The 23,399-nt window shown below is 58.1% G+C and carries 20 protein-coding genes; 10 read left to right on the top strand and 10 right to left on the bottom strand.

The genetic code is table 11. From position 1 onward, the window contains the following. The first annotated feature begins 22 nt into the window (after positions 1–22). The 4 genes from RUE5091_RS09840 to RUE5091_RS09855 all read left to right on the top strand — a co-directional run bounded on the left by RUE5091_RS09840 (position 23) and on the right by RUE5091_RS09855 (position 5,638). Positions 23–772 carry a basic amino acid ABC transporter substrate-binding protein gene (locus RUE5091_RS09840; protein ID WP_058281717.1) on the top strand — a complete coding sequence of 250 codons (750 nt, stop codon included), beginning with the start codon at positions 23–25 and terminating at the stop codon, positions 770–772. A gap of 65 nt (positions 773–837) precedes the next feature. Next, positions 838–2,481, top strand: a complete 1,644-nt coding sequence (locus RUE5091_RS09845; RefSeq protein WP_058281718.1) for an amino acid ABC transporter permease — start codon at positions 838–840, stop codon at positions 2,479–2,481. Continuing rightward, positions 2,478–4,442, top strand: coding sequence for a beta-galactosidase (locus RUE5091_RS09850; RefSeq protein ID WP_058281719.1), 1,965 nt, complete (start codon positions 2,478–2,480; stop codon positions 4,440–4,442). The genes RUE5091_RS09845 and RUE5091_RS09850 overlap by 4 nt, the downstream gene beginning before the upstream one ends. 71 nt (positions 4,443–4,513) lie before the next feature. After that, complete coding sequence (locus tag RUE5091_RS09855) at positions 4,514–5,638, top strand: extracellular solute-binding protein (RefSeq protein ID WP_058281790.1); 1,125 nt, start codon at positions 4,514–4,516, stop codon at positions 5,636–5,638. 2 nt (positions 5,639–5,640) lie between these two features. On the opposite strand, the gene RUE5091_RS09860 is transcribed toward RUE5091_RS09855, so the two are convergent. The 10 genes from RUE5091_RS09860 to RUE5091_RS09905 form a co-directional block, all read right to left on the bottom strand. Beyond that, positions 5,641–7,560 (bottom strand): beta-galactosidase, encoded by a 1,920-nt coding sequence (locus RUE5091_RS09860; RefSeq protein WP_058281720.1) that lies wholly within the window; start codon positions 7,558–7,560, stop codon positions 5,641–5,643. Then, positions 7,557–8,417, bottom strand: coding sequence for an SMP-30/gluconolactonase/LRE family protein (locus RUE5091_RS09865; RefSeq protein ID WP_058281721.1), 861 nt, complete (start codon positions 8,415–8,417; stop codon positions 7,557–7,559). The genes RUE5091_RS09860 and RUE5091_RS09865 overlap by 4 nt, the downstream gene beginning before the upstream one ends. Continuing rightward, entirely contained in the window at positions 8,414–9,019 is a 606-nt protein-coding gene (locus RUE5091_RS09870) for a 2-dehydro-3-deoxy-6-phosphogalactonate aldolase (protein ID WP_058281722.1), read from the bottom strand. Before RUE5091_RS09870 ends, RUE5091_RS09865 begins: the two co-directional genes overlap by 4 nt. Next, positions 9,016–9,909: a 2-dehydro-3-deoxygalactonokinase gene (locus RUE5091_RS09875; RefSeq protein ID WP_058281723.1), complete on the bottom strand. Its 894-nt coding sequence runs from the start codon at positions 9,907–9,909 to the stop codon at positions 9,016–9,018. Before RUE5091_RS09875 ends, RUE5091_RS09870 begins: the two co-directional genes overlap by 4 nt. A gap of 4 nt (positions 9,910–9,913) precedes the next feature. Then, a complete protein-coding gene (locus RUE5091_RS09880; RefSeq protein WP_058281724.1) occupies positions 9,914–10,681 on the bottom strand; it encodes an SDR family NAD(P)-dependent oxidoreductase in 768 nt (255 codons plus the stop codon). Next, complete coding sequence (locus RUE5091_RS09885) at positions 10,681–12,390, bottom strand: IlvD/Edd family dehydratase (RefSeq protein WP_058281725.1); 1,710 nt, start codon at positions 12,388–12,390, stop codon at positions 10,681–10,683. The genes RUE5091_RS09880 and RUE5091_RS09885 overlap by 1 nt, the downstream gene beginning before the upstream one ends. A 25-nt stretch (positions 12,391–12,415) precedes the next feature. After that, a complete protein-coding gene (locus RUE5091_RS09890) occupies positions 12,416–13,756 on the bottom strand; it encodes an alpha-glucosidase/alpha-galactosidase (RefSeq protein WP_058281726.1) in 1,341 nt (446 codons plus the stop codon). Between the two features lie 21 nt (positions 13,757–13,777). Further along, a complete protein-coding gene (locus RUE5091_RS09895) occupies positions 13,778–14,626 on the bottom strand; it encodes a carbohydrate ABC transporter permease (protein WP_058281727.1) in 849 nt (282 codons plus the stop codon). 1 nt (position 14,627) lies between these two features. Then, positions 14,628–15,551, bottom strand: a complete 924-nt coding sequence (locus tag RUE5091_RS09900) for a carbohydrate ABC transporter permease (protein WP_058281728.1) — start codon at positions 15,549–15,551, stop codon at positions 14,628–14,630. Between the two features lie 92 nt (positions 15,552–15,643). Then, positions 15,644–16,903, bottom strand: coding sequence for an ABC transporter substrate-binding protein (locus RUE5091_RS09905; protein ID WP_058281729.1), 1,260 nt, complete (start codon positions 16,901–16,903; stop codon positions 15,644–15,646). Between the two features lie 141 nt (positions 16,904–17,044). On the opposite strand from RUE5091_RS09905, the gene RUE5091_RS09910 reads away from it, so the two are divergent. The 6 genes from RUE5091_RS09910 to RUE5091_RS09935 all read left to right on the top strand — a co-directional run bounded on the left by RUE5091_RS09910 (position 17,045) and on the right by RUE5091_RS09935 (position 23,216). Then, positions 17,045–17,851, top strand: coding sequence for an IclR family transcriptional regulator (locus RUE5091_RS09910; RefSeq protein ID WP_058281791.1), 807 nt, complete (start codon positions 17,045–17,047; stop codon positions 17,849–17,851). Next, on the top strand, positions 17,848–18,906 hold the full coding sequence (locus RUE5091_RS09915) for an ABC transporter ATP-binding protein (protein ID WP_058281730.1): 1,059 nt from the start codon (positions 17,848–17,850) through the stop codon (positions 18,904–18,906). The genes RUE5091_RS09910 and RUE5091_RS09915 overlap by 4 nt, the downstream gene beginning before the upstream one ends. A 157-nt stretch (positions 18,907–19,063) precedes the next feature. After that, positions 19,064–20,023, top strand: a complete 960-nt coding sequence (locus RUE5091_RS09920; RefSeq protein ID WP_058281731.1) for a dihydrodipicolinate synthase family protein — start codon at positions 19,064–19,066, stop codon at positions 20,021–20,023. Next, complete coding sequence (locus RUE5091_RS09925) at positions 20,014–20,946, top strand: 4-hydroxyproline epimerase (protein ID WP_058281732.1); 933 nt, start codon at positions 20,014–20,016, stop codon at positions 20,944–20,946. Before RUE5091_RS09920 ends, RUE5091_RS09925 begins: the two co-directional genes overlap by 10 nt. After that, complete coding sequence (locus RUE5091_RS09930) at positions 20,943–22,181, top strand: NAD(P)/FAD-dependent oxidoreductase (RefSeq protein WP_058281733.1); 1,239 nt, start codon at positions 20,943–20,945, stop codon at positions 22,179–22,181. The genes RUE5091_RS09925 and RUE5091_RS09930 overlap by 4 nt, the downstream gene beginning before the upstream one ends. A 9-nt stretch (positions 22,182–22,190) precedes the next feature. Further along, positions 22,191–23,216, top strand: coding sequence for a trans-3-hydroxy-L-proline dehydratase (locus RUE5091_RS09935; protein WP_058281734.1), 1,026 nt, complete (start codon positions 22,191–22,193; stop codon positions 23,214–23,216). Positions 23,217–23,399: the final 183 nt, after the last annotated feature.

The raw sequence follows: 23,399 nt of genomic DNA on the forward strand, positions 1-23,399 counted from the left end.
ATCAACATAGGAGGACTTAAAGATGTTTAAGAATCTACTGGCCGCAGCGGCTCTGACCGCAATGGCAGCCCCCATGGCCTATGCGGCCGATCTGGACGGGCGCGTTCTGAAAATCGGAACCGACGCCACCTATCCGCCCATGGAAACCGTCGATGAGACAACGGGTCAGATCGTCGGCTTTGACGTGGATGTGATGAATGCGATCTGCGAAAAGGTCAATTGCGTCCCGAATTTCGTCAACACCGCATGGGACGGCATCTTTGCCGCACTTCAGCAGGGCGAGTTTGATCTGGTGATCTCGGGCGTGTCGATCACGCCAGAACGCGAAGAAACGATGGATTTCTCGGAACCCTATATTGTAGTCAGCCAAGCCATCCTGCTGCAGGTCGACAATGCGGACATGACTCTTGAGGATTTCAAGGCCGGTGGTCAGAAACTGGCAGCGCAGACCGGTACCACCAACGCGCAACTGGCCGAAGACCTTGTGGGGCGCGAAAATGTCAGCCTATATGACAACTTCTCAGCCGCGATCCTAGCGTTGCAAAACGCGGACGTTCAGGGTGTGATCATCGACGGCACCTCGGCCGCAGCCTATGAGCAGGAGTTCGCGGGAGCGCTAACCGTGGGCATCACCGGTCTGCAATCCGACCCTCTGGGCATCGTGTTTCAAGAAGGCGATGCCACGGTCGACGCTATCAATGAAGGGCTGGCAGCGATCAAGGCTGACGGCACGCTGGACAAGCTGGTCAGCAATTACTGGGGCACCGAATAACCTGATCTGACCCTTAAAGGCCCGGTGCCCATGGCGACCGGGCCACCTGATTGCAGTGAGGTTCCATGAAGCGTCTCAGCTCGATCCGCCCGAGCAATCTTGTTCTGCTCGCCGCGGCCCCGTTCATCATCTACCTGTTCGCAACCTCTTCGAAATATCTGCGCTCGCTGATCGCCATTCTGGGGATCGGGAATAATGCTGGTCCGATATTTGTCGGGTTTTTGCTGGTTTTGTCGGTGGCAATTCTGGGATATCTCTGCGCCCGGAATGCCCGGTTCCTAACCGCGCCGGGCTGGTTGCGGTTTTCGGCTTTGGCAGCGCTGCCTGCTGCGGTGGCCCTGGCGGTTCTGGGATTTGTCGCGCCGCAGGTGCTGATGCCATTTGCCGAATCCGTCTTCTTTCATGCGCTTAGCGAAAATACCTCGGCCCTGATCGACCGATCCTCGCAAACCTGGGTACTGTTTCCCGAAGTTGTAGATCAGGTTCAAACCGGCCTTCAGGTGCTACTGCCGATCTATGCACTTGTGGTTGCAAGTATATTGCTGTCGGGCCGGCTGCCCGTCAGGACGCGGGGATTTGCCCAGCTTGGGTTTGAAATCCTGACCGGGGCGGCGCTGTTCTACCTGATGTTCATGGCGCATTGGCAATTTGCAACCGGTGTGGCGATCACCTTTCGCGCCGCCATCTTCGCCTATATCTTTGCCGCCATTCTGGGCCTGATCTGGGTCGGGTTGCAATCGTTCAAGCCCAAGGCGCGGACGACGGTTGTCTATGGCTGTGTCAGTTTGGCTCTGCTAGGCGTATCGGCGTTTTTCTTCATACAGCCGCAGGTGAAATACGAACTTATCGGCACACTGGACGCCCGGATTGCCATCGTGCGCGGCACCCCGCAGGCGCAGGCCGACATAATCCGGTTTGGTGAATTCGAAGGCGGTAAAGACCGGCAATATCGCATCCGCAGCGCTCCGAACGCTGCCAGTGCGGTGGAACAGATCGAAACCGTCGACAGCGTGTCAGGCGCTTTTGTCCCCGTCGGCACCAACACCAAGGGTTATCCGGTGATCTGGCAGACGCAATTCCTGCCGGATAACTACCGCAACCCGGCGCTGGCCTTTGCCGTGTTTGGTTTTCTGTTGTTGACGCTGACGATAGGCGGCGCACAGCATAAACTGCACCCGCTGGCCGTGGGGGCCGAGTTCTTCGTGGACACGATCCGTGGCATTCCGATGCTGGTGATCATCCTGTATATCGGCTTGCCTTTGGCGGGGGCGGTCAAGGATGCTACGGCTGGCGGCATCGACATGACCAACATGACCCGCGGGATCATCGCAATCTCGGTCGGCTATTCCGCCTATATGGCCGAGATATTCCGATCCGGGATAGAGGCCATCCCACGCGGGCAGATCGAGGCGGGTGGCTCATTAGGCTTGTCGCGCTGGCAAACTGCGCGGCTGATTATTCTGCCGCAAGCGTTGCGCATCGTCACCCCGCCTTTGGGCAATGAATTCATTGCGATGATCAAGGATACCTCGCTGCTGTCAATCCTGTCGGTCCGCGACATGACCCAGAGGATGCGTGAGTTTCAGGCAGCCAGCTTCCTGCCCTTTGCGCCCTTCAATACGGCGGCGATCCTATATGTGGTGATCACGCTGGGCTGCGCCAGTTTCCTTAAGTGGATAGAGCGCCGTACGGCGAGGGAAGACCGATGAACAGGTTGGAACTTGGGGTCTGCTATTACCCCGAACAATGGGATCGATCGCTGTGGCGTGAAGACGCGCAGCGAATGGCCGAGATGGGGCTGGATTGGGTGCGCATAGCCGAATTCACCTGGGGCCTGATTGAACCGGAACGCGGTGTTTTCCACTGGGATTGGCTGGATGAGGTGATCGACATATTGGGAGAGGCAGGGTTGCGCGTGATGATGTCCACGCCCACCGCCGCCCCGCCAAAATGGCTGATCGACAAACACCCCGAGATTCTGCCGGTTGGCCCGGATGGGCGGGTACGCGGCTTTGGATCGCGGCGGCACTATTGTTTTTCTAGCGATGTCTATCTGGCCGAGGCCTGCCGGATCGCGACCGAATATGCCCGCCGTTATGGCCAGAACCCATACGTTCACGCCTGGCAGATCGACAATGAATACAATGACCACGATACAGTGCTCAGCTATTCAAAAACGGCGCGGGACGGATTCCGGCGTTGGTTGTCTGATTGTTACGGGTCGATCGAGGTGCTGAATGACACCTGGGGGACCGTGTTCTGGGGATCGCTTTATTCCAGCTTTGATCAGATCGAATTGCCCAATGAACTGGTGGCCAGCCCCAACCCAACCCATGCGCTGGATTTCGCACGTTTTTCCTCGGACCGGGTGCGGTTGTTCAACCGTGCGCAGGTGAATGTGCTGCGTCAGTATTCTCCGGGCCGGGACATCACTCATAATTTCATGGCGGGCAGTTTCGAGTTTGATCACCACGCCGTTGCCGCCGATCTGGATATTGTCGGTTTCGACAGTTACCCGCTGGGCAATCTGCTGGGTTCGACCCTGTCTGAGGACGAAAAGCGTCGCTATTTACGAACTGGCGCGCCGGATTATCAAGGGTTTCATTGCGATTTGTACCGTTCGCAAGGCAAAGGTCGTATGTGGGTGCTGGAACAACAGCCCGGCCCGGTAGACTGGGCCGAGAAGAACCCCTCACCGGTGGATGGGATGGTGCGCCTGTGGACTTGGGCGGCCTATGCCCATGGTGCGCAGGCGGTAATGTTCTTTCGCTGGCGGCAAGCCAGATTCGCGCAGGAACAATATCATACGGCGCTGCTGCGCTCGGATGGCAGCCCGGATCAGGCGGCTGTGGAACTGGCGCAGGTCGCCGCTGAGCGGGAAAATCTGCCAGATGCACCGCGTGAGCGGGCGCACGTGGCCATATTGCTGGATTACGAATCCATATGGGCAGCGGATATTCTTCCGCATGATGATACCTTCCCGAACGCGCGGATCATCCGCGAATGGTATGCCGGGCTTCGCACTTTTGGGGTCGATCTGGACTTTGTTGGGCCGCAGGATGACCTGAATGAGTATATCCTGATCGTTATCCCGCAAAGCATGATTGTTTCGTCTGAACTGGCCGCGAAATTGCGGGGCAGCGGGGCGAAACTACTGATCGGCGCACGCGCGGGCAGTAAGACCCCGGATATGCACACGCCACTAAACCTTGCCCCCGGAGAATTGGCTGACCTGACTGGCGTGACAGTCCGGCGCGCGGAATCGCTGCCCGAACTGGCGCAGGAAACGGTGCGCTTTCAGGACGGAGCGACATATGACTTTACCGGTTGGCGGGAAATCATCGAAACCAACGAAACGGTAGTGGCCAGTTTTTGCAGCGCGTACCGGGATGGTAGCCCGGCAATTGTGCGCTCGGATCGGGCGATCTATCTGGCGATGATCCCGCGCGGCCCGTTGCTGCATACCATCCTTTCGGACGCATTGAGCTGGGCGAACATTCCCGTCACAGATTGCGAACCGGATCTGCGGATCACCCGCCGCGGAGGATTGGGATTTGCCTTTAATTTTGGGGCAACCGGGTTGTCATTACCGTCGGACGGCACACAGGGCTATTTGGTTGGTGGTTCTGAAATTCCACCCTATGGGGTTTCGATCTGGCAAGACCGGTAGTCTTGGCGGTCCACATTCCTGTTTGCTGCAAGTAAAAGAAGCAAAACAATTCCATGGCGGGAGAATCGATTATGGCTAAACGCACATCTCTTTCCAGACGCACGCTGCTGAAAGGCGCGGGTGCGTCTGTTTTGGCCGCCCCGCTTTACAGCAAAAGAGCGTTGGCATCTTCGGGTGAGATCAACGTTGTGATGTGGTCGGATTACCTGCCGCCAGAATTTCTGGAAGGGTTCGAAGCCGAGACAGGGATCAAGGTCAATCATATCGGGATTGGCTCGAATGAAGAGATCCTCAGCATGATGATGGCCTCGGATGGTCGTGGGTTTGACCTTGTCACGCCTACAAACATGCGTTCCTTGCAATGGGCACCGCTGGACCTGCTGCAACCCTTTGATCTGGATCGAGTGAACGTCGATGCGGTGAACCCGTCCATGATCAGGATTGGCACGGAATCATGGAATCTTAACAAAAGCGGAACGCACTGGTTGCCGCATATCTGGGGCACCGAAGGGATCGCCTATCGCACAGATCTGTGGTCGCCCGAAGGTGACGCGCCATCTTTTGGGGACGTTTGGGCCGCAGAAAATGCTGGCAAGACTATGGGCCGGGCGCATTCGATGATGCTGTGCGCGGGTTTGTATTTGGAACGTATCGGTGAGATGGAGCCCGAGTCGGTTTGGGATGCCTATGACGACGAAGACACCATGCGCAAAGTCTGGGGGCAGATCACGGATTGGTGCATCGAACGTAAGGACCGGATCAAGCTGATCTGGAATGATGCGGAAGCTCAGAAATTCGGTCTGTTGGAGGACGGCGTGATTGTGGGCCAAACCTGGGACGGGCCTCCGTTGGCATTGAAAACGGCTGGGGAACCAGTGCACTACCAGGCTCCGATCGAGGGCGCGATGGCATGGGTGGATGGTCTTTCATTGCCGGTCGGGGCGGAAAACATCGAACAAGTCTACGCGTTTATCGACTATTTGTATCGACCCGAACCCGCCGGCGCTGCGGCAGCGGTGAATGGGTATAATACAGCCGTTCTCGGCGCTGAGGATTTCGCAGGCGATGAGTTCAGAATTAACTTTGCCGAGGCCTATCCGGGTGACTCGCTGGCCAACCTTAATCCGTGGCTGGCCGAAGCCCCGTGGTATGCCGATGCCCGTGCCGGGTTCGTCAACAGGTTCGAAAGTGCCTGACGCTAACTCTGGTCGTGCCTGTCTTTGCGCAGGATGGTGACGTCACACGCCGCGATTTTGTGCCCATCCCAAAGGACGGGCGCAGTCGTATAGTTCACCAGAAAGAAATGCTGCTCAGTCTCGCGTCGGCGCAGCCCATCGGGCATTGAATGCAAGGGCAGGTCGACTTTTTGCGCGGCCATTGCGACGATTCTGTCCCAAAGCGCTTCGTCCGGGAAGCCCGCAAGGTACCACAGCCCGTTTTCGCCTTTCAGGGCGGGTGTCCTGTCGCAAAAGGTCAACAGGTCTGGCGCGTCACCGGACAGGCGATCCACCCAATGCTGCGCTGCGCCGCCGCCTTCAACTTTGCGCTGCACGTTGGGGGGCAGGGATTCGACCAGATCGACCTCACAATCCAACCCGGACAGGCCCGGACGACCTGAGATCGGAATTTGGAAATCACGCGTAATTGCGCCGGTGCGCGGCCCAAGGATGGCCAGATCACACCCTTCTGTCAGGCGGTGTTCCAGATCGCCATCCAACGTGGCCAGACCGGGCGCGAGGATCAGTTTGTATCCGGACTGGAGCGCGCCCGTCGCAGAGATGAAATCCACAGACAACCCCGCCCGCCGCAACGCACGATAGGTCGAAAAGACCAGCCGGAAATAGTTGAACTCGACCCCTTGCGGCTGTGCCGCCCATGCCCAGTCCGAGGCGTAATCGAACAGAATGGCAACGTCAGCCTGTGTTTGTGTCAGCGCGCCAAGTTTCGCCAGATCATCGGCGGTCTGACGTGCCTCGGCCAGCGCCGGGGCGGGTTTGTTGTTTGGCGTTAACAGGCCGGCATGCATTTGTTCCTGTGCGAACGGAGCTTGCCGCCAGCGGAAATAGCTGACCACTTCGGCCCCGTGCGCCACCGCCTCCAACGACCACAGGCGCACCATGCCGGGCAGGGGGGCGGGGTTATACGGCGCCCAGTTCACCGGGCCGGGTTGTTGTTCCATCACCCACCAACGCCCCCGCCCGACGGCGCGGTAGAGGTCGTGGTGAAACGCCTGCATATCCGGGTCGCCCTGTTGCAGAAACGCTTTTTTATGGGCCTCGTCCGCCTCAAGCCGGTCCGAGAGAAACCCGATCGGATAACTGTCCCATGTGGCGATATCCAGATCCGCACCGACCTTGAAATGATCAAAGTCCAGAATCCTGCCCATATAGTTATGCAACAGCGGCGCGTTGGTCAGTGGTCGCAGTACGTCAACCTGCGCTTTGTTGAACGCCACCACTTGATCCGAACTAAACCGGCGAAAGGCCAGAACATGCGCGGGATTGGGTTCAGTCACGGTCAGGTTGGGCAGGTCGATCTGGTCGAAACTTGCATATTCCATCGACCAAAACACATTGCCCCAGGCCTCGTTCAGAGCATCGACCGAGCCATATTGATTGGCCAGCCACCGCTGAAAACCTCGCAAGGCAGGCTGGCTGTAGCTGACGGTCGTGTCATGGCACCCATATTCGTTGTCGATCTGCCAAGCCGCGACAAGCGGGTTTCGCCCATACCGTTCGCCCATGATCCGGACTATGCGGGTGCATTCGGCGATATATCCCTGATGGCTAAAACAATAATGTCTGCGTGAACCGAATTTGCGCAGTTGCCCCTGAGCGTCCACCGCTAGCATATCGGGGTGTTTTTCAAGCATCCAACGGGGCGGCGTTGCTGTGGGCGTGCCCAGTACTACTTTTAGGCCCGCGGTCCCCAGCACCTCAATTGCACGATCCAGCCAATCAAAGTGAAGATCGTCTGGGGTGGGCTCGATCCGACTCCAGGCAAATTCGCCGATCCGGACCCAGCTCAGGCCGGTTTCGACCATTCGCGCAGCGTCTGTGGCCCACATCTCTTCGGACCAATGCTCAGGGTAATAGCAAACGCCAAGTTCGGGATTCATAGAATGACCCTGTGTTCGGCCTGCCCAATGCCTACGCCGGGGGCCGCAAAGGTCATGCCATTGGTGGTATGTGTGACAAGCGTTTCCGCATCCAAACCTTCGCGGGCGGTGGTGCAGAACAAGGTGGTCAAATCGTTGCCGCCGAATGCGGGGCAGGATACATGTGCGGCTTCAAACGTAATGGCCGCCAGAAACTGCCCCGTTGGTGAATAGACCGCGACACGGCTTGCGCCCCATTGCGCGATCCAGATGTTTCCATTCGCGTCGACCACAGCCCCATCGGGGTTCAGGCCGTCAACGCGCAAGTCCAGAATTATTGTGCTGTCGCCCTCAGGCCAGCCGGTTTCCGAATTCAAAGGCCATTGCATGACCTGTTTCGTCACTGTGTCCGTATAGTAGGCGTAAGACCGGTCAGGCGCGAAACAGATCGCGTTTGAGATCGTGACATTTGGTACCAGTTGCCGCAGTTCCCCACGCCAATAGCGATAGATCGCGCCCGCGTCGGGTTCGGCACATTTGCCCATCGTCCCGATCCAGAACCCGCCCCACGGGTCAGCGCGCCCGTCATTTGAGCGCGTGGTCGGATTGTCTGCTTCAAGAAGGGTGATCAGGTCCTTGTGGCTGCTTTGCAGGTTGAACCGCCACAAAGCTGTCTCAGACGCTATTAACAGCGTATCCCGATCCAGCCATCCCGCCGCTGATACATGTTCATCGAACTGCCAACTGCGAGGTTCGTTGTCTTGTCGCGTCATCAGAAGTTTGCCCAGAATGTCGAACCAGAACAGTTGCTGCCGCTCTGGGTGCCACAACGGCCCTTCTCCCAGCTCACAAGGTCGGTCGTCGAAGACGAAGCTCATCCAACGGCCTCATCATAGGCAGCGACGATTTGTGCTGCCCGATTTGCGACTTCCGGGACAGTCATGTCGGGTTTGAACAGTGCCGATCCGATGCCGAACCCATCTGCACTGGCCTTGATCCACAGGTCGAAGTTTTCAGGGCCTGCGCCGCCGACAGCGTAAACCTGCGTGCCCTGGGGCAGCACCGCGCGCAAGGCCGCAAGTCCCGCTGGGCCAGCCAAGGCACCAGGGAACAGTTTCAGCCCCGTAGCCCCGGCCTTGAGCGCGGCAAAGGCTTCGGTCGGGGTGAAGATACCGGGCCAGCTTTCCAGACCCAGCTGATGCGTGTGCGAGATCACCTCGGGGTCGCAATTGGGCGACACGATCAACCTGCCGCCAACCTCTGCCACCATGTCGACTTGCTGGGTTGTCAAAACGGTACCGGCCCCGACCAGGGCACGACCGCTGAATTCTTTAGCCAGAACGGTGATCGAGGCGAGCGGATCGGGTGAATTCAGCGGGACTTCGATTTTGTCAATGCCGGCGTCGATCAGAGCCCGCCCGGTGGCCACGGCGTCCTCAGGGCTCAGTCCGCGCAGAATGGCGATGATAGGACGGCTCATGCGGTTTGCCTCGTTAAATTGCGAGCTTGCAGCAAGCCCGTCAGCGTACATTGCGTGCTGTTGGCGGTTTCCACAAACGCACCCTGTTGTTGCAGGGCTTTGGCATAGATTTCTGACAGGTTCTCGGCTCCGATGATCGCCAGTTGCTGACCCAGCCAATAGGGGCGGGTGGCCGCCAGTTCCGCGCCGATCAAAAAGCCCGAGAGCCGCGCCCGCGTAATACCGCTGTCCTGTCCCCGCAGCAAATCGGCGGCCCGCAGACCAAACAGCCGCGCCGCTAACTGTTCCGGTTTCGACAGCGCATCGGCTGTGGCCTCGGCAAAGGCGGCATCGTCCCAGCCTTCACCGACCGAGTGTTTCAGCACCGATTGCCCGCCCAGCAGATCGAACATCTCGCCCGTCATGAAGGTTCGAAAGCTGACGACCTCACCGGCGCTGACTTGCACCCATTTGGTATGGGTCCCGGGCAGGCAAATCACCCCGTCCCAGTTCTGATGGGTGGCCAGAAAGCCAGAGATCTGGGTTTCCTCGCCGCGCATGACGTCCGGCGGGGCCGTTTGTTTTAATCCGGGCACTACGAAGGCGCGAATTCGGGTGTCTGTATTCGGCACGCGGAACGGAGCCACTGGGATTGGTTCACACGGAACCGCCGAATACGGGGCCTCGACCCAGCCCTGGCGCGCGCCGACCATACCGCAGGCAACCACGTCAATCGGAGCAGTGCCCAGCCATCCTTCGATCAGCTCGAACAGGGCAGGTTGGAACTCGTCCTTGCCCACACGCACCATGCCTTTGTGCGATTGAGCGTGGTCCAGAACCTTCTGATCCTGCATGGCCCACACCCTCAGATGAGACGTTCCCCAATCGACCGCGATCCATTCTGTATTCATGGTTTTACCCCGTTACGACGACGCCGCCATCGACGGCCATGCATTGCCCGGTCATCGCCCGGCTAGCGTTCGAGGCCAGGAACAAGGTCGGTGCGATCATGTCCTCGGGCGTCAGGTGTTCTTTCAGACACTGTCGATCCAAATGGGCAGCCAGATCTTCTGGCGTGGCCCACATATCCAGTTGTTTTTGCGTCAGGACCCAACCGGGGGCTAGCGCGTTCACGCGGATGTTCTTCGGTCCAAGCTCGCGCGCCAAGGATCGCGTCATCCCGGTGATCCCGGCGTTTGATGTGGTGTAGATCGGATAACCTGAATTGCCCATCATGTAGCTGATTGAGCTGAAATTGACGATAGACCCTCCCTTATCCTTCATCTGGCGCGCAGCTTCCTGACAGGCAAAGTAATAGGCCTTGAGGTTCACTTCGATCATCCAGTCCCAGAACTCGGATGTAGTGTCCTCAAGCGCGTGACGTTTGTCGTTGGCGGCGTTGTTGATCAGCACATTCAGGGGGCCATGCGCCTCGGCCGCCTTTTGCATGGTGGCGTGCAGCAAATCGGTATCCGTCATATCGCCTTGCATGAACAATGGCGCGCGACCGTGTTTGTCACGCATCTCTTCGACGAAATCGCTGGCATCCGAGCGGCCGATGAAAGCGACGTTTGCACCTTGGGCCAGACACCCATCCGTCAGTGCGGCGCCAACGCCCGAGCCGCCGCCGGTGATATAGACGGATGCCCCGTGCAGGTCGTGGAAGGTGGCGGGTTGGTCCATCAGTGGCTCTCTCTGGTCACAAGGCGGGTGTCTTTGCCGACAAGGAAATCAAGGTCCGCGCCCTGATCGGCCTGTAACACATGGTCGATATAAAGTTTCGCGTAGCCGCGCGTATAATGCGGAGCATCCGGTTGCCATTCTGCGCGGCGCGCGTCCAGTTCTTTTTGGTCGACCAGCAATTCCAGCTCGCCCTTGCTGGCGGAAACACGGATACGGTCGCCGGTTTTTACCAGCGCCAGCGTGCCGCCCGCCTGTGCCTCGGGGCTTACGTGCAGGATGACGGTTCCGAATGCAGTGCCGGACATACGGGCGTCCGAAATACGGATCATGTCGCGCACACCTTCTTTCACCAGCCGCGCGGGGATCGGCATGTTGCCGACCTCGGGCATGCCAGGATAGCCTTTGGGGCCGCAGCCTTTCAGCACCAAAATGGTCTCAGCCGTCACTGGAAGATCATCGCGGTCAATATTGGCTTTCAGGTCTTCGATGTTTTCAAAGACATAGGCTTCGGCCTCGGTTTCCAACAGTGCGTCCGTTGCGGCCGAGGGTTTTACGATTGCGCCGTTCGGTGCCAGATTGCCACGAAGCACGCGAAGGCCCGCGGCAGGTTTCACCGGATCATCAAAGGGGCGGATGACGTCGCGGTTAAAACACTCGGCCCCTTCATAATGGGCTGAGATATCCTTGTTCAAAACCGTCTTCGCTGGCCGTAGAAATGGTTTCAGTTCGGACAAAACGACGGGAACGCCGCCTGCATAACAGAAATCCTCCATCAGGTATTTGCCCGAGGGCATGCAGTTGACCAGCAACGGGATTTCCGAGCCGATCTCGAAGCCCTTCAGGGTCAGATCAACGCCCACACGGCCCGCCAGCGCCAGCAAATGTACAACCGCATTGGTCGATCCACCCACGGCTGCGTTGAGCAGAATGGCATTTTCAAACGCTTCCTTGGTCAGAATGTCTGAGGGTTTCAGGTCTTCATCCACCATCTCGACAATGCGTTTCCCGGTCAGATGTGCCAGCGCCATACGCCGTGCATCCACGGCGGGCAGGGCGGCGTTGGTGGGCAGGCTCATGCCCATCGCCTCGACCAATGACGCCATTGTGCTGGCCGTGCCCATAGTCATGCAAACACCAGCGCTGCGCGACATGCCGGATTCCGCATTCATGAAATCCTGCAGGGTCATTTCACCTGCGCGTACGGCTTCAGAAAACTTCCAGACGTCTGTGCCCGACCCGATATCCTGCCCGCGATACTTGCCGTTCAGCATTGGGCCGGAACTGACCACAATAGACGGCAGATCAACCGAGGCCGCACCCATCAACTGCCCCGGCGTGGTCTTGTCACAACCGCCCAGCAGGACGACGCCATCAATGCCATAGGCGCGGATGGATTCCTCGACATCCATCGCCAGCAGGTTGCGGAACAGCATGGCGGTGGGTTTCATCTGCGTCTCGCCCAGCGACATCACCGGGAATTCAACGGGAAAGCCCCCGGCCTCCCACACGCCGCGTTTGACCCCTTCGGCCAGATCACGCAGGCCCGAGTTGCACGGCGTCAGCTCCGACCATGTGTTGCAGATACCGATGATGGGGCGCCCGTCAAACGCGTGATCCGGAAAGCCCTGGTTCTTCATCCACGAGCGGTGGATGAACCCATCTTTGTCCAGCTTGCCATACCAGTGCTGTGATCGGCGTTTTTTTGTCATTTTTGATTGCCTTCTAATCTTGGCGTCAGGCGGCTTTGGCGGGTATGCACCAGTCCGGCAACCAGTCGGAATGAGCGATGAGCAAGTCATCGACTAGGTTGCGGATTTGGCGCAAATCCAGTTCGGCGGCAGTGTGCGGGTCCATCATGGCGGCGTGATATATGTATTCGGGGTTCCGGTCGACCAGCGCGCGTACCGTTAGCTCCTGCACATTGATCTGACTGCGCATCAGCGCGATCAACTGCGGAGGGATGTCCGCGACCACTGAGGGCTGCACACCATTGCTGTCCACCAAACACGGGGTTTCAACGGCAGCCCCCAAGGGTAATTGCGGGACTTGGCCGGTGTTGGGCAGGTTGCCATAGGCCGCGTAAGGTGTGTTGGTGACGATGGCGTTCATCAGATCGGCAGCGAATTCGTGGCTGGGGGTGACCTTAATATTACGCCCTTCGGTCAGGGTCTTGGCCTGTTCTTTCCAACTGGCTACCTGCTCTACGCAGCGGGTCGGGTATTCGTCCAACGGGATCGAGAACTGCTCGATCAGGTCCTGCCGCCCGTCCTTGATGAACCACGGTACGTATTCCGCCAGATGCTCGGAACTTTCGGTGCAGAAATAGCCCAGATGGTTCATTACCTCATACCGAACCTTATTGGGGCAGCGCGGCATCAGCAGTGGAGCCTTGGGTATCTGGCCGCTTGCATAGCCCTGCCGCAATGCGGGGTATAGATCGTGTCCTTGATGTTCCAACCGCAGAAAGAAGGCGACGTGATTGACGCCAGCGACTTTGAAACGGATGTCACCCTTGGGCAGGTCCAGATCATGCGCTAGCTCTTCGACTGTGTTCTGGACCGAATGGCACAGACCAACATGCTTCAGCGCTGGAAATTGCTCGGCCAGTGCCCAGGTATTGATCGCCATTGGGTTGACGTATTGCAACAGGGTCGCATTGGGGCACAGCTGCATCATGTCCCGCGCCACATCCCACAGAACCGGAACCGTGCGTAGGCCGCGCATGATGCCACCAATTCCCAGTGTGTCAGCTATAGTCTGGCGCAAGCCATATTGCTTGGGAATTTCAAAATCGGTGATCGTGCAGGGGTCGTACCCGCCGATCTGGAAGGCGGTGATCACGAAATCCGCCCCGTCCAGCGCGGCGCGGCGATTGGTATGAATAGAGACGGACGCGTCCGATCCGACCGAGCGGATCATTGCCCGAGCGACCGCCTCGCTTTCAGCCAAACGCTCGGGGTCGATATCCATCAGCGCAAAGTGGCTGTCGGCCAGCGCAGGGGTCAGCAGGGCATCGCCCACGATGTTCTGCATGAAGATCGTGGAACCCGCACCAATAAAGGTGATCTTGGTCATATGGCGAACTCCGGTTCGAAGCTATTTGACGGCACCGAGGGTCAGGCCCGCGATGAAGTGTTTCTGCATCAGGAAGAACATGGCCACCGGCGGCAAGGCTGCCACGATAGAGCCGGCGCTCATCAACTGATAGGCGGCGCGGAATTGCGCGTTAAAGCTGGTGATACCCGCAGTGACTGGTTGACTTTCGGCCCCTTGGGTCAGGACAACGGCCCAGAAATAATCGTTCCAGATGAAGGTGAAGATCAGCACGCTGAGCGCGGCGATGGCTGGCTTCATCAGTGGCAAGACTACGTACCAAAAGATGCGCCATTCGCTGATGCCCTCGACTCGGGCAGCCTCGATCAGTTCAAACGGCAGCGCGCGGATAAAATTGCGCATGAACAGGGTGCAGAACCCGGTCTGGAAGGCGATGTGGAACAGAACGAGCCCGGTTTTGGTGTTGTACAGACCCAATTGCAGGGTCAAGTCGCGGACCGGAACCATCAGGATCTGGAAGGGCACGAAATTGCCCGCCACAAACATAAAGAAAATCCAGATGTTCGAACGGAACTTGTATATCCCCAGCGCAAAGCCGGTCATACAGCTTAGCGCCACGGCTCCGATCACCGTTGGGATAGTGATCAGGAACGAGTTCAGCAGATACCGTGGCATGTCTGAATTAAAGAACACCTGCCCGTAGTTGAACGCGCCTTCAAAGCTGGACGGCATGCCCCAATAGTTCGCATTAGTAAAATCGGCAGCCGGTTTGACCGAGAACAGAGCAACGGCCAGAAGCGGTCCCAGCCACAGAAGCAAAGCCAGAGGCAGCATGGCCTGATAGCTGATCTGCGCCGTGCGGGATTGTTTTTCGATGGGTTTCGGAAACATCTTAGTGCCCCTTTTCTTCGCGGTACATCGACCACAGGAAATAGGCGATGAAACACAGCATGATCAGGAACAGGATCACTGCGATGGCGGCACCATACCCCATGCGGAAGCCGTATTCGGACAAGGCGACCTCGAACATGTAGTAGGCCAGCACGCGGGATGATCCGAAAGGGCCGCCTTGCGTCATGATCGAAATCAGGTCGAATGACCGCAGCGCACCGATGATGGTCACGACAAAGGCGATGAACGTGGCGGGGCGCAGTTGCGGCAGAATGATATGCCACAGCATGCGCAGGCCCTTGGCGCCGTCCAGACGCCCGGCCTCAATCTGTTCGGGGTCCACTGCGTTCAGGCCGGTCAGGTAGAGGATCATGCAATAGGCCGTTTGCGGCCAGAGGCCGGCAAAGATGATGCCATAGGTGACAAAGCGTTCATCCCCCAGCACATTCAGCGGACCGAGGCCGAACAGACCGAGGAATTCGTTGAGCAGGCCGAATGTCGGGTCATAGAACCAAGTGAAAACAAGGCCGACAACGACCTGAGATATAACGAAGGGGAAGAAGAACAGTGATTTGTACAGGCGGATGCCCCAGACCGTCTGGTTTAGGAACAGCGCTATGAACAAACCTGCCGGGATCGCGGCCAGGTAGAGGATAAGCCAGATCAAGTTGTTTTTCAGCGAGGTATAGAAGGCATCCCGGTCGACCCATTCCCAATACAGGTCCTCGTAATTGCGGAACCCGACATATTCTGCCGCGCCAAGCCCGTCCCATTCGTATAGGGACAGGTTGAAGGATTGGAACACTGGAATGATCACATAGACCATAAAGAACAGCAGACCAGGAGCCAGAAACAGCCATGGTGCGATGCGTTGTTGGTTTTTGTGGAACCAGCTTTCCTGTTCCATATCTGCGGCAGGGGTCATGGTGTCGTTCCGGTTGAGGTGCTGGCGGGCTAGATCCCGCCTTATTTTCGAGATCGGGTAGGGCCGGGGTTTTGCCCGGCCCAAACCGCCAGTTACTGATCGTAGATACGCTGACGTGCGCGTTCCAGCTTCGCCAGAATACGATCAGCATTGTCCGGCTTGACCATGAACTCCTGGAAGCCTTCCATCGACACTTTGGCCATTTCAGCCGGAGCGTCCCGGTCCCAGAACTGGGCCACGCCGCCGGGGCTGTTCGATGACAGCATGGTAAAGCCCTGTTGCAGGAACTTGTCATCATCCACCGCCGATTGTGCGTTCACCGGCAGTTGGCCCAGATTTGCGCCGTTGTTGATTTCGGTTTGCTCATCTGCCGAGACAACGAAACGCAGGAATTCGCGCGCGGCTTCCTTGTTCGACGCGTTGGCAGGGATGTGGAACGTGTCGGTAGGTGCATCCTCGGCCAGCTCAACATCCGGGTTGATCGCGACAAACTGATAAAAGTCCAGTTGATCATCGGTCAAACCTGCCTCGCGTAGCGGAGCGACGGCGAAGTTGCCCATCAGATACGCGGCGGCTTCGCCATTGACCATGAAGGGCAGGGCTTCTTGCCAGCTATACGTCTGATGATTGTCGATAAACGCGCCCATGTCGATCAGCTGTTTCCAGTTGGCGAAGGTCTGCTTGACCCGGTCGTCTTCCCAGCTGATTTCGCCATTGGCGAGTTGGTTGTGGAAGTCGAACCCGTTGGTGCGCATATTCAGGTAGTCGAACCAGCCACCGGCAGTCCAGAGGAACTTGGTGCCGATAGTATAGCACGCGCGGCCGGAATCGACGATCTTCTGGCAGTTGACCAGCTCTTCTTCCCAAGTGGTCGGCTCGGTCAGACCCAGCTCGTCAAAGATGTCTTTGCGGTAGTAAACGCCCCATTGATAATAGGTATAGGGCACGCCCCATTGCTTGCCGTCGATGGTCATCGCGCCTTTGGTCGAGGCGAGATTATCCGCAATTGCGGGTTCAGCCCACAGGTCAGACACATCCTCGAAAAGACCGGCCTCGACATAGGGCTTCATTCGGTTGGCCGCATACCAAGTTGCAACGTCCGGCGTGTCCGCCGTCAGGAAGTTGCGGATCTGCGTCTTATACGCCTCGCGGTCGATCACCGTGGTTTCAATTGTCAGTCCCGGATGCTGCTCCGCGAACCGGTCGATCATCTCCTCCATCGTCGCGCGGGGCGCCGGGTTCGATGTATCGAGGAAGATTCTCAGTTCGCCGGACAGTTCGGCTGCAACAGGCGCAGCAAGTGCCACACTGGCCGCCAACGCCACCGCGGTGCGTTTGAACATGGAATGCATGGTTTCCTCCCTTAGCTTCCACTTTAAGTTCCAAATAATGAAACTGTGTTTTATATATTGAAAACTACACATCGACTCGGTTAGTCTTGTCAAGACCCTCGTGCAGTTGGCGATGGGTCAATGGGAGGAGAACAGACGCCCGTGGCAGGTGACGGAACAATTGGAAAAGCATGTGATGTGCTGGATCAGGTGGCGGCTTTTGCGCGTCCGGTCCGATTTGCGGAACTGTTAGAGAGCAGCGATTTCCCCAAGGCGACGCTGTACCGTTTTCTGCAGACGCTGACCAATCAAGGCATGCTGTCATACGACCCTGACCGGCAGACTTATACTCCTGGTCTGCGATTGGTCAGGTTGGCGCATGCGGCGTGGACGCAAAGCTCACTCGCGCCGATTGCGCGGCCGTTTCTGGATGCGCTAAGCGCAGAAACCGGGGAAACGGTGCATCTGGCGCAGTTGGATGCAAGCCAGGTGCTTTATGTCGACAAGCGCAACGCTGCGCAGCCGGTCGAGATGTATTCCCAGGCAGGCAAGGTCGGCCCGGCCTATTGCACCGGCGTTGGCAAAGCGATGATGGCTTATCTGGATGAGACTGCGCTGGACCGTGCCGTGTCTCAGCAGAGCTATCATAAGTTCACTGACAAAACACTAACCTCCGAGGCGGCCCTGCGCGCTGATCTCGATCTGATCCGCAGCCGGGGCTATGCCATCGACGATGAAGAGCACGAGCCCGGCATCATCTGTATAGCTTGCCCGATTCTGACGTCGGGCGGGCGGATGCTGGGTGCGATTTCGGTCACCGGATCGACCGAGCGGATGAATTTTCAACAATTGGAAACCTGGGTTCCTCGTGTTCGCCGTGTGGCTGACCAGATCGGAACCGAAGCGCAGACCTGGCGGTTCCCCGAGACCCGCCTCAACGCCGACAAAGACAGGATACAAGCGACATGACGGGTGTGACTCTGAACCAGGCAATCAAACGGTATGGTGAGACGCAGGTTATTCACGGCATTGATCTGGAAATCGAGGATGGCGAGTTCTGCGTGTTCGTTGGTCCCTCGGGGTGTGGTAAATCTACTTTGCTGCGGATGATTGCGGGGCTTGAAGATACCACCAAAGGGCAAATTCATATTGGGATGCGCGATGTGACCCATATGGATCCGGCCAAGCGGGGCGTGGCGATGGTGTTCCAGACCTATGCTTTGTATCCGCACATGACCGTGGCCGAGAATATGGGCTTTGGCCTGCGAATGAACGGTGTTCCCAAGCCCGAGATCGACCAGAAAGTGCAGCAGGCATCGAATATTCTGAAACTGGATCAGTACCTCAAGCGCAAGCCCAAAGCTCTGTCTGGCGGTCAGCGTCAGCGTGTTGCCATTGGCCGCGCCATTGTGCGGGGCCCTGAGGTGTTTCTGTTCGACGAACCTCTGTCTAACCTCGATGCGGAGTTGCGCGTCGAGATGCGGGTCGAAATCGCGCGGCTGCACAATGAGATTGGTGCGACAATGATCTACGTGACCCATGATCAGGTCGAGGCGATGACAATGGCCGACAAGATCGTAGTGCTGCGCGATGGCCGGATTGAACAGGTCGGTGCGCCAATGGACCTATATCGCGATCCGGATAATCGCTTTGTGGCGGGCTTCATCGGGTCGCCGGCGATGAATTTTCTGGAGTGCGACTTTGCGGATGGCCAAGTCTCGCACCCGGCGCTTGGGGCGCCTTTGGACGTGACGGCCACTGTGCCTGCGGGTCTGAAGAAGGTGACGCTGGGCATTCGCCCTGAACATATCGAGGTTGATCGTGCGGGTGATACCTGCACCGTGGATCTGACCGAGGCACTTGGCGGGGTAAGCTATTCCTATCTTCTGACCCCAAATGGCGACAAGCTGATTGTTGAAGAGCGTGATGACCAGCGCAGCAAGCAAAGGGAACGTATCGGCATCACCGTACGTTCAGACCGCGCCATGCTGTTTGATCCTGAAACCGGCCAACGGTTCCGGTAACTACAAAATCCTGAGTGAAGCAAAACGCGCCGATCCCTCCGATCCAGCGTGTTTTTTGCAGTGGCAATTCTTCTGGATTTTGTATCCAATATCCGTTATGGCGAGTCGAAAAGGTTTCCCGCCCGTTCCTATGCTGCATTCTGGAAGGATAGCTCCGATGTCGACCAATGTTTTCACCGGCACCATGCCTGCGCTTATGACCCCTTGTAAGGCCGATCGTACGCCTGATTTTGACGCGCTGGTGCGTAAAGGAAAACAGATGATCGACGCAGGTATGTCGGCGGTGGTCTATTGTGGCTCTATGGGGGATTGGCCGCTGCTGACCGACGCGCAGCGGATGGAAGGTGTCGAACGGCTGGTCGACGCAGGGTTGCCCGTTGTGGTCGGGACCGGAGCCATCAATACAAAATCCGCAGTGGCCCATGCCGCCCATGCGCAGAAGGTAGGCGCCGTTGGCCTGATGGTGATCCCGCGTGTGTTGTCGCGGGGTAGCTCTCCGACCGCGCAAAGGAACCATTTCAAGGCGATCTTGGCTGCTGCGCCAGATGTTCCAGCGATCATCTACAACAGCCCATATTATGGTTTTGCCACGCGCGCTGATCTGTTCTTTGCTCTGCGCGCCGAGCACCCCAACCTTATCGGCTTCAAGGAATTCGGCGGCAAAGATGATCTACGCTATGCCGCAGAAAACATCACCAGCCATGACGATCAGATTACTTTGATGGTGGGCGTCGATACCGAGGTATACCACGGCTTCGTCAATTGCGGCGCAACCGGCTCGATCACCGGGATCGGCACCGCGTTGCCGCGAGAGGCGCTGTTGCTGGCCGCGTTATCCAAAAAGGCGGCTCAGGGCCACGCCGAAGCCCGACAGCGGGGGCAGGAGCTGACCGAAGCGATCCACGTGCTGTCCAGCTTTGACGAGGGCCCAGATCTGGTGCTGTATTACAAGCACCTTCTGGTTCTGAACGGAGAGCAGGAATACCGTCTGCACTTCAACGAAACGGACGAGCTGACCGATGCACAGCGCAACTATTGCGAACAGCAATACGACCTGTTCCGCTCATGGTTCGCCGACTGGTCCAAACAGGGCGGAGTAATCGCTGAATGCATGTAATCGACAGCCACACCGGGGGTGAGCCGACACGGGTCATCCTAAGCGGCGCCCCCGATCTGGGGTCCGGTCCGTTGGCCGATCGCGCTCATCGGTTGGCGACACACCATGAGACGTTCTACCGGTCGATCATGTTGGAACCTCGTGGCCAGCCGGCCATGGTTGGCGCGTTTCTAGTTGAACCGGTTGACCCTACCTGCGTCACCGGCGTGATCTTTTTCGACGTTGATGCCGTTCTGGGAATGTGCGGCCACGGCACTATCGGGTTGACCGTCACGCTGGCGCATCTGGGGCGGATCGGAGCAGGGCAACATCGGATCGAAACACCTGCCGGGGTCGTGACGGTTGAGTTGCACGACGCCAACACTGTCACTGTCATGAATATCGAAAGCCGACGCGTTCATCATGGCGTGACGCTGGACGTACCAGGCTATGGCGCGGTGACAGGGGATGTAGCATATGGTGGCAACTGGTTCTTCATCGTCGATCCCAGTCCGATACCAGTTGTAACCGACAATATCCGTGAACTATCCGATATGACGGTCGCGATCCGAAAAGCCTCAATCACGCAGGGGATTGGCGGAGAACGGGGCGAACCGATAGACCACGTAATCTTTCAGGGTGCCTCAGCCAAACCAGACGCCTACAACCGCAACTTTGTACTGTGCCCGGATGACAACTACGACCGGTCCCCCTGCGGCACCGGTTGTTCTGCGTGGTTGGCCTGCCTGGCCGCCGATGGAGCGCTAAAACCCGGCGAAGAGATCGTGCAACACAGCGTCATCGGCAGCGCCTATCGCCTGTCCTATCAGCCCGGGGTGAACGGGGGCGTCATCCCGTCGATTACCGGGCAGGCCCATGTCATGGCCAAGGCGACGCTGATCTTTGATGAAAAGGACCCCTTTAAGACGGGTATCAACCTATGACCCGCCAGGTCGTTGTGATTGGCGCTGGAGTGATCGGCATCACAACAGCGTTGGAGTTGCAACGCCGGGGTCATTCCGTTCTGGTTCTGGACCGAGAAGGTGTCGCTGCGCAGGCCTCGGCTGGGAATGCTGGGGCATTTGCCTTTTCTGAAGTCGAGCCTCTGGCGACCCCCGGCATAATGAGGAAGGCTCCGAAATGGTTGCTGGATCCGCTGGGGCCGCTGTCCATCCCGCCCAGTTATGCCCTGAAGATCGCGCCGTGGATATTTCGGTTCTGGCGGGCAAGCCGTCCGGGGTCGTATCAAAACCATCTGGGTGCTCAAGCCAGCCTGATGGAACATGCTGCCGCCGCGTTGACCCGCCTGATTGCCGATGTTGACGGTGAACCCATGATGCAGCGCGACGGGCAGATGCAGCTATACGAAAGCCAAGCAGAGTTCCGCGCCAGCCTGCCCGCATGGGAGTTGCGGCGGCAACATGGGATCGAGTTCGAACTACTGGAAAGCCGCGCGGCTATCGCTGAAAAACAACCCGGCCTGAGCCCCCGTTTTACACATGCAGGGTTCACGCCGAACTGGATGAACACCGTCGACCCAAGGAAATGGGTCGAATATCTGGCCCAGAACTTTCGTGATCGGGGTGGGCGGGTTGAAACTCAAGACACGCTTGCACTGACGTCGGCTGAGGGCGGCGTTCAGATCACAATTGCGGACGGGGAAATCAACGCGGACAAAGTGGTTTTGTGCGCAGGTGCGTGGTCGCATCACCTTGCCCGCACCTTGGGTGATCACATCCCGTTAGAGACCGAGCGTGGTTACAACACCACCTTTCCCGCAGGCGCGTTTGATCTGCGCATGCCTCTGACATTCTCGGGCCACGGATTTGTGGCCACCCGGATCAATGGCGGCGTGCGGATCGGTGGAGCGGTCGAGTTGGGCGGCTTGTCCCTGCCGCCGAACTACAAACGGGCCGATGCGCTGCTGAAGAAAGCGGTGCAATTTCTGCCGGGATTGAACACCGAAGGGGGGACGCAGTGGATGGGGTTCCGCCCATCTTTGCCAGACAGTCTGCCTGTGATCGGCGCCTCGCCGAACGCGCCGGACGTCATCTATGCTTTTGGACATGGCCATCTGGGTCTGACGCAATCGGCTGGAACTGCTGAACTGGTTGGTGCTTTGATTGACGGGCTGCCCCCTCAGATTTCCCTTACTCCATTCTCTGCTACTCGGTTTTAAGGACAAGACATGCGCAGTATCAAAACCGTCCACGTGATCTCGGCCCACGCAGAAGGTGAGGTGGGGGATGTTATTGTCGGCGGCGTCCAACCACCGCCCGGCGAGACCCTTTGGGATCAGCGCGCATTCATCGCTCGCGATCAGACCCTGCGCAATTTCGTACTGAACGAACCCCGTGGCGGCGTATTCCGCCATGTCAATCTGCTGGTGCCGCCCAAGCATCCCGAAGCAGACGCCGCCTTTATCATCATGGAGCCTGAAGACACGCCCCCCATGTCCGGATCGAACTCAATCTGCGTGTCTACTGTTCTACTGGACGGCGGGATCATCCCGATGCAGGAACCCGAAACCCGGATGACGCTTGAGGCGCCGGGCGGTCTGGTGCGCGTCCGCGCCGAATGCCGAAATGGCAAGGCCGAGCGTATCCATGTGCAGAACCTGCCCAGCTTCGCCGATAAAATTGCGGTGCCGTTGGAGGTTCCCGGTGTCGGTACTTTGACCGTGGACACGGCCTATGGCGGCGACAGTTTTGTGGTGGCCGACGCCGCCGCGCTTGGAATCGAGATCGTTGAAACTAAAGCGCGAGACATTGCGCGCATGGGGGTGGCCATCACGAATGCTGCCAACGAACAGCTTGGCTTTGCCCATCCTCAGAACCCGAATTGGAACCACATCTCATTCTGCGCCTTTTGCGGCCCGCTTGAGGCCACCGAGACCGGTCTAACCGGTAAATCCGCCGTGGCCATCCAGCCGGGCAAGGTCGACCGGTCACCCACCGGTACCGCAGTCTCGGCGCGCATGGCGTTGATGGCGGCCAAGGGGCAGATGGCGGTCGGGCAAACTTTCGAGGCGATCTCGATCATCGGCTCTCGCTTTACCGGTCGGATCGTCGAAGAAACCCGCGTCGGCGACCGCCCGGCCATCACGCCCGAGATCAGCGGGCGTGGTTGGATGACTGGTATCCACCAGCACATGCTGGACCCAGACGACCCCTGGCCCGGCGGGTATCGGCTGAGTGACACGTGGGGCGTTTAATTCAATCATAACGATTGCGTATGTGCTTTTTATTTTTCACTTACAACTGGTTGATTGCAGGTTCCTCTTGAGAATGGATTAGGGATCACCACCTAAAGGTGAGCCCTTCCGACCCAAAGGAACTTTGATGCAGATACGCCTTTCCGCCCTGATCGTTGTGATTGCCACATTGCTGCTGTCGTT

It is taken from the genome of Ruegeria denitrificans, from assembly GCF_001458295.1.
In the GTDB taxonomy this organism is placed as follows: Bacteria; Pseudomonadota; Alphaproteobacteria; order Rhodobacterales; family Rhodobacteraceae; genus Ruegeria; species Ruegeria denitrificans.

Bases quoted from the DNA above. Each gene is read 5' to 3' on its own strand.
- RUE5091_RS09840 (WP_058281717.1), top strand. From the start codon at position 23: ATGTTTAAGAATCTACTGGCCGCAGCGGCTCTGACCGCAATGGCAGCC.
- RUE5091_RS09845 (WP_058281718.1), top strand. From the start codon at position 838: ATGAAGCGTCTCAGCTCGATCCGCCCGAGCAATCTTGTTCTGCTCGCC.
- RUE5091_RS09850 (WP_058281719.1), top strand. From the start codon at position 2,478: ATGAACAGGTTGGAACTTGGGGTCTGCTATTACCCCGAACAATGGGAT.
- RUE5091_RS09855 (WP_058281790.1), top strand. From the start codon at position 4,514: ATGGCTAAACGCACATCTCTTTCCAGACGCACGCTGCTGAAAGGCGCG.
- RUE5091_RS09860 (WP_058281720.1), bottom strand. From the start codon at position 7,560: ATGAATCCCGAACTTGGCGTTTGCTATTACCCTGAGCATTGGTCCGAA.
- RUE5091_RS09865 (WP_058281721.1), bottom strand. From the start codon at position 8,417: ATGAGCTTCGTCTTCGACGACCGACCTTGTGAGCTGGGAGAAGGGCCG.
- RUE5091_RS09870 (WP_058281722.1), bottom strand. From the start codon at position 9,019: ATGAGCCGTCCTATCATCGCCATTCTGCGCGGACTGAGCCCTGAGGAC.
- RUE5091_RS09875 (WP_058281723.1), bottom strand. From the start codon at position 9,909: ATGAATACAGAATGGATCGCGGTCGATTGGGGAACGTCTCATCTGAGG.
- RUE5091_RS09880 (WP_058281724.1), bottom strand. From the start codon at position 10,681: ATGGACCAACCCGCCACCTTCCACGACCTGCACGGGGCATCCGTCTAT.
- RUE5091_RS09885 (WP_058281725.1), bottom strand. From the start codon at position 12,390: ATGACAAAAAAACGCCGATCACAGCACTGGTATGGCAAGCTGGACAAA.
- RUE5091_RS09890 (WP_058281726.1), bottom strand. From the start codon at position 13,756: ATGACCAAGATCACCTTTATTGGTGCGGGTTCCACGATCTTCATGCAG.
- RUE5091_RS09895 (WP_058281727.1), bottom strand. From the start codon at position 14,626: ATGTTTCCGAAACCCATCGAAAAACAATCCCGCACGGCGCAGATCAGC.
- RUE5091_RS09900 (WP_058281728.1), bottom strand. From the start codon at position 15,551: ATGACCCCTGCCGCAGATATGGAACAGGAAAGCTGGTTCCACAAAAAC.
- RUE5091_RS09905 (WP_058281729.1), bottom strand. From the start codon at position 16,903: ATGCATTCCATGTTCAAACGCACCGCGGTGGCGTTGGCGGCCAGTGTG.
- RUE5091_RS09915 (WP_058281730.1), top strand. From the start codon at position 17,848: ATGACGGGTGTGACTCTGAACCAGGCAATCAAACGGTATGGTGAGACG.
- RUE5091_RS09920 (WP_058281731.1), top strand. From the start codon at position 19,064: ATGTCGACCAATGTTTTCACCGGCACCATGCCTGCGCTTATGACCCCT.
- RUE5091_RS09925 (WP_058281732.1), top strand. From the start codon at position 20,014: ATGCATGTAATCGACAGCCACACCGGGGGTGAGCCGACACGGGTCATC.
- RUE5091_RS09930 (WP_058281733.1), top strand. From the start codon at position 20,943: ATGACCCGCCAGGTCGTTGTGATTGGCGCTGGAGTGATCGGCATCACA.
- RUE5091_RS09935 (WP_058281734.1), top strand. From the start codon at position 22,191: ATGCGCAGTATCAAAACCGTCCACGTGATCTCGGCCCACGCAGAAGGT.